The sequence below is a fragment of the Pseudomonas sp. GD04015 genome, assembly GCF_029837675.1.
GTDB classification, from domain to species: domain Bacteria; phylum Pseudomonadota; class Gammaproteobacteria; order Pseudomonadales; family Pseudomonadaceae; genus Aquipseudomonas; species Aquipseudomonas paralcaligenes.
The window spans coordinates 17216-28605 of the sequence record NZ_JAOEEE010000050.1; the positions used below are offsets into that span (position 1 = coordinate 17216).

The 11390-nt window shown below is 66.9% G+C and carries 12 protein-coding genes and 1 tRNA gene; 4 read left to right on the forward strand and 9 right to left on the reverse strand.

Features of this window, described 5'->3' with window-relative positions; genetic code table 11:
- The first annotated feature begins 31 nt into the window (after nucleotides 1-31).
- Complete coding sequence (gene cysG, locus N7640_RS24195) at nucleotides 32-1411, forward strand: siroheme synthase CysG (RefSeq protein WP_279905934.1); 1380 nt, start codon at nucleotides 32-34, stop codon at nucleotides 1409-1411.
- A 4-nt stretch (nucleotides 1412-1415) separates the two neighbouring features.
- Here the strand turns inward: cysG and N7640_RS24200 are convergent, their stop codons facing one another.
- The 7 genes from N7640_RS24200 to N7640_RS24230 form a co-directional block, all read right to left on the reverse strand.
- Nucleotides 1416-2420, reverse strand: a complete 1005-nt coding sequence (locus tag N7640_RS24200) for a glutathione S-transferase family protein (protein ID WP_279905922.1) — start codon at nucleotides 2418-2420, stop codon at nucleotides 1416-1418.
- Nucleotides 2421-2516: 96 nt separating this feature from the next.
- Nucleotides 2517-3491, reverse strand: a complete 975-nt coding sequence (locus N7640_RS24205; RefSeq protein ID WP_279905921.1) for a glycosyl transferase family protein — start codon at nucleotides 3489-3491, stop codon at nucleotides 2517-2519.
- A 10-nt stretch (nucleotides 3492-3501) separates the two neighbouring features.
- Complete coding sequence (locus N7640_RS24210; protein ID WP_279905920.1) at nucleotides 3502-3837, reverse strand: TusE/DsrC/DsvC family sulfur relay protein; 336 nt, start codon at nucleotides 3835-3837, stop codon at nucleotides 3502-3504.
- On the reverse strand, nucleotides 3834-4133 hold the full coding sequence (tusB, locus tag N7640_RS24215; protein ID WP_279905919.1) for a sulfurtransferase complex subunit TusB: 300 nt from the start codon (nucleotides 4131-4133) through the stop codon (nucleotides 3834-3836). The genes N7640_RS24210 and tusB overlap by 4 nt, the downstream gene beginning before the upstream one ends.
- The gene (tusC, locus tag N7640_RS24220; RefSeq protein WP_279905918.1) at nucleotides 4133-4492 is read right to left on the reverse strand and encodes a sulfurtransferase complex subunit TusC; all 360 of its coding nucleotides are present in this window, start codon (nucleotides 4490-4492) and stop codon (nucleotides 4133-4135) included. Before tusC ends, tusB begins: the two co-directional genes overlap by 1 nt.
- On the reverse strand, nucleotides 4492-4884 hold the full coding sequence (tusD, locus tag N7640_RS24225; protein ID WP_279905917.1) for a sulfurtransferase complex subunit TusD: 393 nt from the start codon (nucleotides 4882-4884) through the stop codon (nucleotides 4492-4494). The genes tusC and tusD overlap by 1 nt, the downstream gene beginning before the upstream one ends.
- A gap of 88 nt (nucleotides 4885-4972) precedes the next feature.
- The gene (locus N7640_RS24230) at nucleotides 4973-5641 is read right to left on the reverse strand and encodes a Bax inhibitor-1/YccA family protein (protein WP_279905916.1); all 669 of its coding nucleotides are present in this window, start codon (nucleotides 5639-5641) and stop codon (nucleotides 4973-4975) included.
- A 130-nt stretch (nucleotides 5642-5771) separates the two neighbouring features.
- Between N7640_RS24230 and N7640_RS24235 the strand changes: the two genes are divergently transcribed.
- Nucleotides 5772-5859: transfer RNA gene (locus tag N7640_RS24235), tRNA-Ser, on the forward strand.
- Between the two features lie 87 nt (nucleotides 5860-5946).
- Here the strand turns inward: N7640_RS24235 and N7640_RS24240 are convergent.
- Nucleotides 5947-7041 carry an AraC family transcriptional regulator gene (locus tag N7640_RS24240; RefSeq protein ID WP_279905915.1) on the reverse strand — a complete coding sequence of 365 codons (1095 nt, stop codon included), beginning with the start codon at nucleotides 7039-7041 and terminating at the stop codon, nucleotides 5947-5949.
- A 275-nt stretch (nucleotides 7042-7316) separates the two neighbouring features.
- Here N7640_RS24240 and N7640_RS24245 point away from each other — a divergent pair, with 275 nt between their 5' ends.
- Together N7640_RS24245 and N7640_RS24250 are read left to right on the forward strand one after the other, a co-directional pair.
- A complete protein-coding gene (locus tag N7640_RS24245) occupies nucleotides 7317-8240 on the forward strand; it encodes a triacylglycerol lipase (protein WP_279905914.1) in 924 nt (307 codons plus the stop codon).
- Between the two features lie 86 nt (nucleotides 8241-8326).
- Nucleotides 8327-9376, forward strand: a complete 1050-nt coding sequence (locus N7640_RS24250; protein ID WP_279905913.1) for a lipase secretion chaperone — start codon at nucleotides 8327-8329, stop codon at nucleotides 9374-9376.
- Between the two features lie 371 nt (nucleotides 9377-9747).
- On the opposite strand, the gene N7640_RS24255 is transcribed toward N7640_RS24250, so the two are convergent.
- Nucleotides 9748-11241: a TolC family protein gene (locus tag N7640_RS24255; RefSeq protein ID WP_279905912.1), complete on the reverse strand. Its 1494-nt coding sequence runs from the start codon at nucleotides 11239-11241 to the stop codon at nucleotides 9748-9750.
- Nucleotides 11242-11390 lie beyond the last annotated feature (149 nt).

Consider the following 11390-nt stretch of genomic DNA (forward strand, 5'->3'; position numbering starts at 1 on the left):
CCCGTTTTTTTACCTCTGGTGAGGCCGAGTGATGGATTTCCTTCCGCTGTTCCACAAACTTCAGGGCCGCCCGGTGCTGGTCGTCGGCGGCGGCGAGGTGGCGCTGCGCAAGGCACGCCTGCTGAGCGACGCCGGCGGCCAGCTGCGCGTGGTGGCGCCCGAGATTCGCGGCGACCTTCGCGAGCTGACCGGGGAGGAGGGCGTGTTCCTGCGCGGCTACGAGTCGGCAGACCTGCAGGGGGTGGCCCTGGTGATCGCCGCCACCGACGACGAGCCGCTCAACGCACGTATCTCCCACGAGGCCCAGGCGCTGGGCATCCCGGTCAACGTGGTGGACGCGCCGGCGCTGTGCAGCGTGATCTTCCCGGCCATCGTCGACCGCTCGCCACTGGTGGTGGCGGTGACCAGCGGCGGCGATGCGCCGGTGCTGGCGCGGCTGATCCGCGCCAAGATAGAAACCTGGATTCCCGCCACCTACGGCCAGTTGGCCGGCCTGGCGAAGCAGTTCCGCGAGCGGGTCAAGCAGCTGTTCCCCGACGTGCAGCAGCGTCGGGTATTCTGGGAAGACGTGTTCCAGGGCCAGATCGCCGAGAGCGTGTTCGCCGGCAAGCTGGGCGAGGGCAAGCGCCTCCTCGAAGCGAAGATCGCCGGCGCCGCCCCGCGCGCCCTGGGCGAGGTCTATCTGGTCGGCGCCGGCCCGGGCGACCCCGACCTGCTGACCTTCCGCGCCCTGCGCCTGATGCAGCAGGCCGACGTGGTGCTCTACGACCGCCTGGTGGCGCCGGCCATCATCGAGCTGTGCCGGCGCGATGCCGAGCGCATCTACGTGGGCAAGCGCCGTTCCGAGCATGCAGTGCCCCAGGACGAGATCAACCAACTGCTGGTGGACCTGGCCAAGCAGGGCAAGCGGGTGCTGCGCCTGAAGGGCGGCGACCCGTTCATCTTCGGTCGCGGCGGCGAGGAGATCGAACAACTGGCCGCCGAAGGCATCCAGTTCCAGGTGGTGCCGGGCATCACCGCCGCCTCCGGTTGCGCGGCCTATGCCGGCATTCCGCTGACCCACCGCGACCATGCCCAGTCGGTGCGCTTCGTCACCGGTCACCTCAAGGACGGCAGCTCCGACCTGCCCTGGGCCGACCTGGTGGCGCCGGGACAGACCCTGGTGTTCTACATGGGCCTGGTCGGCCTGCCGACCATCTGCCAGGAGCTGATCGCCCATGGCCGTGCTGCCGACACGCCGGCTGCCCTGGTGCAGCAGGGCACCACGCAGAACCAGCGGGTGTTCATCGGTACCCTGGCCAATCTGCCGCAACTGGTGGCCGAGCACGAAGTGCACGCGCCGACCCTGGTGATCGTCGGCGAGGTGGTGACCCTGCGCGACAAGCTGGCCTGGTTTGATCAGGCCAAGTAATGCGTCAGCGTGCCTGGCGGGCGATGCCGCGTCCCGTCAGGTGCTCGCGGCCGTGGGGCAGGTCGAAGCGCTGCTCCGGCCCCAGCGGCACGATGCCGGTCGGGTTGATGGTCTGGTGACTGCCGTAGTAGTGGTGCTTGATGTGCTGGAAGTCCACGGTGCTTGCCACGCTCGGCAGCTGGTACAGCTCGCGTAGCCAGCCGGACAGGTTCGGATAATCCGCCAGGCGCCGTCGGTTGCACTTGAAGTGGCCGTGGTACACCGCGTCGAAGCGGATCGCTGTGGTAAACAGGCGGATGTCGGCCTCGGTCAGGTGTTCGCCGGTCAGATAGCGGCGCTTCTCTAGCAGGGCTTCCAGCCGATCCAGTTCGTCGAACAGCGTGCTGAAGGCTTCCTCGTAGGCTTCCTGGGTGGTGGCGAAACCGGCGCGATAGACGCCGTTGTTTACCGCCGGGTAGATGCGCGCGTTGAGGGCGTCGATCTCCTCGCGCAGCGGCGCGGGGTAGAGGTCCAGATCGTTGCCGGTGAGTCCGTCGAAGGCCGAGTTGAACATGCGGATGATCTCCGCCGACTCGTTGCTGACGATGCATTGCCGCTGCTTGTCCCACAGCGTCGGCACAGTAACCCGGCCGGTGTAGCGCGGGTCGTCGCGGGTGTAGCGCTGGTGGAGGAACTGCAGGCCTTCCAGGGCGTCGCCCGTGGAACCGGTCGCGGTGTCGAAGGTCCAGCCGTGCTCGCGCATCAGCCAGCTGACCACGGAGACGTCGATCAGCCCGTCCAGGCCCTTGAGCTGGTGGTAGATCAGGGTGCGATGGGCCCAGGGGCAGGCCAGTGAGACATACAGGTGATAACGGCCGGCCTCGGCGCGGAAGCCGCCTTCGCCGCTCGGCCCGGGCGAGCCGTCGGCGGTGATCCAGTTGCGGCGCTGGGCGTCCTCGCGCTGGAAACGGCCGTCCTTGCCGGTGTCGTACCACTGGTCGTGCCAGCGGCCTTCGATGAGCTGTCCCATGACGGGCTCCCTTCGTGAGTGAACAGGGGGCCAGTCTATGGATTCGCGCTCATCGGATAAGTGCAAAAACAGGGTCGGAACTATCGATGGAATCGATCAGCGGCGCGCATCCCAACGCGTGCGGGCCTCGGCGAAGGTCGCCTCGCGGTCGTGGCCCAGCGCACGCAGGGCCAGCGCCAGTGTCCCCAGCACCGCCAGTTCGCCGTAGGCGTCGTGCTCCTTGCCGCGCCAGAAGGCCAGCAGCCGTTCCGGCTCCAGGCGCTCCGGCTTGACGTGGCGCTGGGCGGAGAGGGCGGGCCATTCCTCGTCCCAGTCGACGCCGCCCTCGGTGCCGTACAGGTGGCACGTACCGTCCGGGTTGACCTCGATCTCGCCGCCTTCGCCCTTGATCACCACGGCCCGGTCGCCCAGCAATCGGCTGGCCTCGCGGTGCACCGCCTGGTAGCCGGGGTGGAAGATGCTCTGCAGGCCGACCTTTGCGCCCAGCGGGTTGAGGATGCGTGCCAGCGAGTGGATGGGCGAGCGTAGGCCCAGGGTGTTGCGCAGGTCGATCATCCGCTGCAGTTGCGGCGCCCAGGCGCCCAGCGGGAGGAAGGCCAGGTTGTGGTGCTCCAGCGCCGCGCCGGCTTCGTCCCAGTTGCCGCACAGGGGAATGTCCAGCGTCTGCAGCAGCTGTTCGGTGTACAGGCGCCCTGCGGTGTGGGCGCCGCCGCCATGGACCAGCACGCGCACGCCGCTACTTGCCAGCGCCTTGATCGCCAGCAGGTACCAGGGCAGGTGACGTTTCTTGCCGGCATAGGTCGGCCAGTCGATGTCCACGGCGATCCTCGGCGCATCCAGGCGCTCGCGGATGGCCTCGGTGAAGCCGGCCAGCTCCTCGGCGCTTTCCTCCTTGTGCCGCAGCAGCATGAGGAAGGCGCCCAGTTGGGTGTCCTCGACCTTGCCGTCCAGCAGCATGCCCATGGCCTCGCGCGCTTCCTCGCGGGTCAGGCCGCGCGCGCCGCGCTTGCCCTTGCCGAGGATGCGGACGAACTGGGCGAAGGGGTGTTCCGGTGGGGTGACGAGGTTCATGGCGAGGCGTTCACAGGCAGTTCGTGGGTTTCGGCAGGCCCGCCAGCTTGGCCGCCAGCTTGGCCGGCGTGCCCTTGAACAGGCGGTTGAGGTGCTGGCTGTTGCCTTTTTCCGGCCCGAGCCTGAGGGCCGCGTACTTGACCAGCGGCCGGGTGGCCGGCGACAGCTGGAATTCGGTGTAGAAGGCGCGCAGCAACTCGATGATCTCCCAGTGCTCGGCGGTCAGCTGCATGTCTTCACGTGCGGCCAGCGCCTCGGCCGTGGCGGGCGACCAGTCGGCCAGCTCGACCAGAAAGCCGTCCTTGTCCAGCGCGATCTCGCGGCCGTCGATTTGCAGGGTGTTCATAGCCAGCTGTTGACCTTGGCGTACCGGCCGCACAGCTCGACGAAGGCGGGGTAGTCGATGGCCTGGGTCCGCGACGGAGCGACCAGCGCGCGGGCCTGCAGGTCTTCTTCCAGGGCATAGAGGGCGATGCCCGCGGGCATCAGCTCCAGCGCCTGCAATTGGGCTGTGCCGGGTTGCAGGGCATAGACGGCGTCGCCGGTCAGCAGCAGGCCGTCGTCGGGGCCGAGCAGGCGCAGGCAACTGGTCAGGCGACTGTCGCTGAAGGGCGAATGGGAGAGCAGTTGCAGCGTGGCCATCAGATTGTCACCACCTGGTCGAAACGATCGAGCAACTGGCCGAGTTCGCCATCGTCCAGACGCCTGGCCGGCAGTATCAGGGAGGCATCGGTCAGGCCACGCTCGGCCAGGCTGCGGCTGGCAACGAACAGCTCGTCCACGCCGAACATGGGCAGGGCCTGCAGGTTGGCGCCCAGGTCCTTCTGCTGCACGGCGCCGGGCTGCTGGCCGGCGACCAGCTGGAACACGCCATCGTCGAGAAACAGCAGGCCCAGCGGCAGGTCGAAGGCGCCACCGGCCAGGGCGATGTCCAGCGCCTCGCGGGCGGCGGGGCCGGCCCAGGGCGCTTGGCGGCTGACGATCAGCATGGATTTGCCCATCACTGGCCTCCGAAGCAGACCAGACGGTCTGCCATCTGCGCGGCCTCGTGGAACTGGCCGAGGCCGGACAGTTCCCACGGCGTTTCAAGATTGGCGGCCGGCCGGCCGTAGCGTTGCGCTTCCTCGGCGTTCAGCACACCACGACGCAGGGCAGCGGCGATGCAGACGACGGCGTCGAGCTGGCGCTGCTGCACGAAGTCGCGCCATTCGCCAGCGAGATCGGCTTCGTCCTGCGGGCTGACCGCGTTGGCGGACGCGCTGTGCACGCCGTCCTGATAGAAGAACAGGCGGACGATCTCATGGCCGCCATCGAGCACCGCCTGGGCGAAGCGCAGGGCGCGGCGCGAGGAGGGCGCGTGGCCGGGGGCGAACAGGGCGATGGCGAACTTCATGGCATGTCCGGGCTGCTGGGTGCCGTCATGATAAACGCCGAGGCATGAAAAAGCCCGCCGAAGCGGGCTCTCTCGATGGTGCGGTGGATCAGTCGTCGCTGCCCATGATGCCGAAGATCTGCAGCAGGCTGACGAACAGGTTGTAGATCGACACGTACAGGCTGATGGTGGCCATCACGTAGTTGCGCTCGCCGCCGTGGATGATCGCGCTGGTCTGGAACAGGATGCAGGCCGAGGCGAACAGCACGAAGCCAGCGCTGATGGCCAGCTGCAGGCCGCTGATCTGGAAGAAGAAGCCGGCGACCATGGCGCCCAGCAGCACAAAGAAGCCTGCGGTGATGAAGCCGCCGAGGAAGCTCATGTCCTTGCGGGTGGTCAGCACGTAGGCGGACAGGCCGAAGAACACCAGGGCGGTCATGCCCAGGGCGCTGGCGATCAGTTCGCCACCGTTGGCCATGCCCAGGTACATGTTGAGGATTGGGCCGAGGACGTAGCCCATGAAGCCGGTGAGGGCGAAGGTGCTGACCAGGCCCCAGCCGCTGTTGCGCAGCTTGGCGGTGAGGAAGAACAGGCCGTAGAAGCCGACCAGGGTGATGATGAAGCCGGGATGCGGCAGGTTCAGTTGGGCGCTGAAGAAGGCACAGAGCGCGCTGAACACCAGGGTCATGGCCAGCAGGCCGTAGGTGTTGCGCAGGACCTTGCTGGTTTCCAGCTGGTCCGCCTGCGCGTGGGCGAGTGCGTAGTCTTGTTCGTGCATGGCGTCCCTCCTGAGGGCGTGAAAACGGTTCCGTGACAGAGTCTTGCCGATCATATCAGAGCCCGTGAGGCTGCCAATTGCGAGAGTTTGACAGTGTGTTGCGTTCGGGTAGTATGGCGGCCCGTGAAACGGAAGTGTGGCCGAGTGGTTTAAGGCAGCGGTCTTGAAAACCGCCGGGTGTAACAGCCCCCAGAGTTCGAATCTCTGCGCTTCCGCCATCCCTTTCAACGAAACCAGGCGCTTTTCTCTGGCTTCGTCCCGCATGAAACCCCCACGACTAAGCGCGTGTCGGGTTGCTCAACGCCTTAATCGATCTGATTTCCACCTGCTCCGTCCGCCGTTGCCTGGCGCCGATATTCGCCGGGCGTCTGTGCCGTCATCTCCCGGAACCAGCGGCTGAAAGAGGCCGCCTCCTTGAAGTTGAGGCGCCGGCTGATGATGTCCAGGGTCAGTCCGTTGTCCTGCAGCAGGTTCTTCGCCAACTCGATGCGGATGTCGTCCACCAGCTCTCGGTAGCTGCTGCCCGCCTGCTGCAGTTGCCGGTGCAGGTGGCGGCTGCTGATACCCAGTTCCTCGGCCAGGTAATCACGGGAAATCTTGCCCTCCATCAGCAGGACGCGCAGGCGCGAGCGTATCTGGCTGATCAGCGATGGCGCGCTGTCGCGCTCGCTGAGCAGCAGGTGCGCGTGGCGCTCCAGGGTTTCCTGCAGGCCGGGGTTGGGGCTGCGTAGGCGCAGTGTCATGACGGTCGCCGGCACGACCAGTGCCGACTCGGCCTGATCGAAATGGACGGGGCAGGTGAAGATGGATTCGTACTCCTTCAGGAGGTTCGAGTCCTCCGGAGCGGAGTGGCGGAAGTGCACGCGCAGCAGCACGTCTTCCTTCTTCTCCCGGATCGAGCGGATATGGCGCAACCACTGCCCGATCAGGAATTCGCTGGCATGCCTCTTGAAGAGCGGGTCGCGGACATTGCAGTCCCAGCAGCAGAGCACCACGCCGGGCGCCTGGCGCAGGGAGGTGGAGCCCATGTCGCTCACCAGCCGTTCATAGCGGGCCTTGGCGGCGAAGACTTCCTGCAGGGTGGCGCAGGTCTGGTTGAGGTAGCCCAGCACGCCGAATGCGGCGTCGCGCTCCGACTGGGAGGCGTGCAGGCCCATGAGCGGGTCGGGGAAGAGCACCAGGGCCTGGCGCAGCATGGCTACCAGCACGTGAATCGGCACCCAACCGTTGGGATCGGCGAGAAGGCTGTCCAGGTCCAGGCCGAGCACTTGGCCGATGGACTCCGCGTCGATGCCTCGCGGGCGGAGGGTCTCCAGCACGTCGAGCAGGATGCTGGCCAGGAAATAGCCTTCGGTTTCGGCCTCGTCGGCCGCGTCCTTCGCGGGGGGCGTCCTTTGCATGGTGTCCTTCCTCGACTCCAGCGGCCTGGTGGCTGTCTTGTTATGAGTCCCTTTGTATAGCGGCGGTCCGGCGAGCGCAACGCCGGGGCTGGCGGACGGCTGCGGTCGCACCCCATGTCCCAGCTCGACAGGACAAATGTCCGCTTTCCTCATTTTCCCGTAATGCGGCTTCCGTGAAGCTGGGCGGGGCCTGCGGGCCTATGACAAGAAACTGCCAATGGGACGTCCCGTCCCGCTGACCGGTGACCCCAAGAACAAGCATAACGAGGTCTCTCATGAAGATGCTGACTGCTCCCCTGCTGCTGGCCGCCGCCGCGTTGGCCGCGGCTCCCGTATACGCCGCTTCCGATTACGCCAGGACCAAGTACCCCATCGTGTTCTCCCACGGCCTCTTCGGCTTCGGCGAGATAGGCCCGGTGAACTACTGGCATGGCATTCCCTCCGATCTCCAGGCCAATGGCGCCAAGGTCTTCGTTACCGCCCAGACCACCGCCGGCAGCAGCGAGCTGCGCGGCGAGCAGCTGCTGGCCCAGATCAAGGAAATCCAGGCCATCACCGGCGCGAGCAAGGTCAACCTGATCGGCCACAGCCATGGCGGCCAGAGTGTGCGCTATGTGGCCGGCGTGGCTCCGGAGCGCGTGGCCTCGGTAACGGCGGTCAGCACCGCCAACAAGGGCAGCCCCGTGGCCGATGTCGTCGAGGGCATCGCCGAGTTCGTCGGGCCGGGCGGCGCGAGCGTCATCGCCGGGGCGGTCAACGCCATCGCCTGGCTGATCGACATGGGGGACGGCACGGCCGGCCCGCAGGACTCTCTGGCGGCGATGAACTCCCTGACCACAACCGGCGCAGCGGCCTTCAACCGGACCTTCCCGGCTGGCGTCCCGACCACGGCCTGCGGTTCGGGAGACGCGGTGTCCAACGGTGTCCGCTACTACTCCTGGAGCGGCACCAGCCATCTGACCAGCGTCGTGGACCCCAGCGACTGGTCCATGGCCCTGCTCGGCGTGCTGGTCCCCGGCCCCAATGATGGCTTGGTGCCGCAGTGCTCCAGCCACCTGGGCACGGTGATCCGCGATAACTACAAGATGAACCATCTCGACGCGGTGAACCAGGTGCTGGGCCTGGTCAGCATCTTCGAGACCAATCCCAAGACTACCTATCGTCAGCATGCCAACCGCCTGAAGCTGGCCGGCCTTTGACAAGGATCGACGCGACAGGCCGTACACCGAGGGCCGGGCGAGCGGCCCTCGGTTCCACTTCTGCGGTGGCAGGTACCGGAGCTCGTATGAGAAACATGACGTTGATGGTCCTGGCCTACTGCCTGCTGGTGGCGGCGGTGGCCGGACTGCCCTGGTGGCTTTACGAACAGAGCGATGCCACGGAGCCGCCTGAGCTGGCGTCGCCGCCGGCCTCCGAGGCGGCAGCGACGACGCTGACGGCGAGCAGGTCGGCGCCGGCTGTCGCCACCGGCCTGGAGGAGCTGCCGAAATCGCTGGCCGGCACCGAGGTGAGCTGCGCAGTGGAAACCACCGCCGATGGCCATCTCCTGATCAGCATCGGTCTTCGTTATTGCTTCGACTATTTCCTGTCGGCGGTGGGAGAGGAAAGCCTCCAGTCGCTGACAGCACGTATTCGCGCGCAGTTGCGCCATCGCCTGCGAGAGCCGGCTCTGGGAGAGGCGGAGCAGGTGCTGGATGGGTATCTGGCTTATCTGCTGGGCGTGGCCGATATCGAGAGGCGTCTGGTAGCGCCGCAACCTGGGCGGATCGACCTGGAGAGCATCCGCCAGCAGCGGGAGCAGATCCTGGCTCTGCGCGCGCAGCATCTTTCGCCGGAGGTGATTACGGTTTTCTTCGGTGACGACGATGCCTACGACGGCTATGCGCTGGCGCGTCTGGAGCTGATGCAGGGCAAGGGCCTCTCGCCCCAGGAACGGGCCCGGCAACTGGCGGAACTGGAACAGCAGCTGCCGGAAGCCATCAGGGCCTCGCTCGAAGTCACCAACCGCTATCTGGATCTGCGGACACTGACGGACGACTGGCAGCAGCGCTCAGGTTCGGCGGAGGAGTTGCGCCAGATTCGCACGAGCCTGGTGGGCGAGGAGGCCACCGCACGGCTCGAAGCGCTGGACCAGGAGAATGCGGCCTGGGATGAGCGCATGAGCGCCTGGTACGAGCAGCGCTCTGCGCTACTGAGCAACGTCGGTCTCAGCCAGGGGGATCGCGAACGGCAGTTGGACGAGCTGCGCAAGCGCCGCTTCGGCAACGAGGCCGAGCGGCGGCGCGTGGAGGCGCTGGAGCGTATCCATGACCGAGCCTCGCGGCTCGCCATGTAGGGAACGGGCGCCCGCTGCGTTTGGGCAGGGGGGCCTGGTCATGCGGCTCACATAAGGAATGATCGGGCGCGATCAGTTGCTGGTGAACTCAGCCCTGTAGGAGCGGACTTGTCCGCGAAGAGGGCTACAACAAAACTTCGCGGCCAAGGCCGCTCCCACAGAGGCAGCCCACGGCGCTCGGTTGGGGTTATGGGCCGATCTGCCGCACACCATGAAAAGCGCCTGTACGGCCCGATAAGCACTTGTAGGAGCGGACTTGTCCGCGAACAGGGCTGACAATAAAGCTTCGCGGCCAAGGCCGCTCCTACAACGGTGCATATGAGGGATGTTGCGCGTACAGGTTGCGGGTCGGATCAATCGGGGCTGGAGGCTTACCTCGGCTGGATATCGCCAGCCTGCCATCTGCTCTCACTGTCGCTGATGGCCTGAGCGATGTCGCTGAGCTGATAGGAGGGCAGTTCTTTCGGCAGCGGGTCGAGCCCGACGCTGGCGAACAGCTGGCCGTAGCTGTTGCGCAGCTCGGCGTAGGCCAGGTCGCGGCGCAGGTCCGCCTGCAGGGTGTTGAGCTCGGCCTGGATCAGCTCCAGCTCGCCAATACTCTGGGCCTTGTGGCGGTTGCGCAACTGCCCGGCGATCTCGCCGTCCAGCGCCGCCAGCTGCTGGCTGGTCTGGAACTGGCGCTGGGATTCGCGGAAGTTGGCGTTGGCCACGTACAGCTGGGCCAGCACCGCCATGGACATGGCCTGGCGGCGGGCGTCGGCGACCTGCTGGCCGGCCTTGGCCACGTCGATGGCGGCGGGCGCGGAGAGCACGTTGAACAGGTTCCAGGTGACCTTCACGCCATAGTCGGCCCAGCTCTGGTTGACCAGGAAGCTGTTGCTGTCGTAGTGGCCGCCGGCGGAGAACTCCAGGCCGGGCAGCAGGCGCAGCATGGCCTTGCGGGTCTCGGCGGCGCTGATCCGGGTCTGGTAGTCCTGCTCGCGCAGCTCGGGGCGGTTGGCCAGGGCCAGCTGCTCCAGCTGGGCCAGCTCGACCTTCAGCTCCGGCACCGGGTAGGCGCCGCTCTCGGCCAGGCTGAACGAGGTGCCCGGGGCCAGGTTGATCAGCGTGGCCAGCTCGGTCTTGGCCAGCGACAGCGCACGGCGCTGCTGCTCCAGCTGGCGGGTGGCCTCGATCAGGGCGCGCTGGTAGCTGAGGGTCTGGACCTGGTCGCCGATGCGCTCGCGGGTCATCCGCTGGCTGTCGTCGCGGGCGCGGTCGACGCGGGCCATCAGCTCGTCGATCTGCTTGAGCAGGCGCTCGGCCGCCACCGCGCGCCAGTAGGCGGAGCGCACGTCCTGGATGATGGTGTGGACGACCTTGCGCCGGCGCTCCTGGACGATCAGACGCTGGTCGGCCGCCTGCTTGGCGCTGACGTAGGCGACACCGAAGTCGAGCACGTTCCAGACCATGGTCAGGTCGGCTACGCCGCGGTCGCGGTCCTGGGAGGTGGAGGGTTCCAGGGACTGGGTGCCGGTGTCGACGCTCTGGCTGCTGGAGGCGCTGACGTTGTTGCGCCCGGCATAGCCGGCGGACAGCGCCATGCGCGGCAGCATGTCGAAGGTGGCGAGATCAACCTGGCGCTGGGCCACGGCTTCCTCCATCACCTTCAGGCGCGCCTCGAGGTTGTACTTGACCGCGCGGGCCATGGCCGTGTGCAGGGTCAGCGGCCCGCTGAGCGGTTCCTGGTCCTTGAACATGCTCTGCAGGTCGGCACGGGCGCGCTGCTCGCTCTCGCCGATCTCGATCGGCTTGCTGGTGACCGCGCAACCGCTGATGGCCAGCGCCAGCAGGCTGACGCCGAATAGTGTGTAGCTCTTGTTCATCCGTGGAGCGCCCCCTGGCGATGGTTCTTATGTGTGTTGTTAGGCATGTTCATGGTTGTGTCAGGCCTTGGGCCCTTCGGCGTGGATCTGGCCCAGCGCCAGGGCCAGCTCGTGCAGCTGGCGGCGCTCGCCTTCGTGCAGGTCGTGCA

Bases quoted from the DNA above. Each gene is read 5' to 3' on its own strand.
- cysG (WP_279905934.1), top strand. From the start codon at position 32: ATGGATTTCCTTCCGCTGTTCCACAAACTTCAGGGCCGCCCGGTGCTG.
- N7640_RS24200 (WP_279905922.1), bottom strand. From the start codon at position 2,420: ATGGGACAGCTCATCGAAGGCCGCTGGCACGACCAGTGGTACGACACC.
- N7640_RS24205 (WP_279905921.1), bottom strand. From the start codon at position 3,491: ATGAACCTCGTCACCCCACCGGAACACCCCTTCGCCCAGTTCGTCCGC.
- N7640_RS24210 (WP_279905920.1), bottom strand. From the start codon at position 3,837: ATGAACACCCTGCAAATCGACGGCCGCGAGATCGCGCTGGACAAGGAC.
- tusB (WP_279905919.1), bottom strand. From the start codon at position 4,133: ATGGCCACGCTGCAACTGCTCTCCCATTCGCCCTTCAGCGACAGTCGC.
- tusC (WP_279905918.1), bottom strand. From the start codon at position 4,492: ATGGGCAAATCCATGCTGATCGTCAGCCGCCAAGCGCCCTGGGCCGGC.
- tusD (WP_279905917.1), bottom strand. From the start codon at position 4,884: ATGAAGTTCGCCATCGCCCTGTTCGCCCCCGGCCACGCGCCCTCCTCG.
- N7640_RS24230 (WP_279905916.1), bottom strand. From the start codon at position 5,641: ATGCACGAACAAGACTACGCACTCGCCCACGCGCAGGCGGACCAGCTG.
- N7640_RS24240 (WP_279905915.1), bottom strand. From the start codon at position 7,041: ATGCAAAGGACGCCCCCCGCGAAGGACGCGGCCGACGAGGCCGAAACC.
- N7640_RS24245 (WP_279905914.1), top strand. From the start codon at position 7,317: ATGAAGATGCTGACTGCTCCCCTGCTGCTGGCCGCCGCCGCGTTGGCC.
- N7640_RS24250 (WP_279905913.1), top strand. From the start codon at position 8,327: ATGAGAAACATGACGTTGATGGTCCTGGCCTACTGCCTGCTGGTGGCG.
- N7640_RS24255 (WP_279905912.1), bottom strand. From the start codon at position 11,241: ATGAACAAGAGCTACACACTATTCGGCGTCAGCCTGCTGGCGCTGGCC.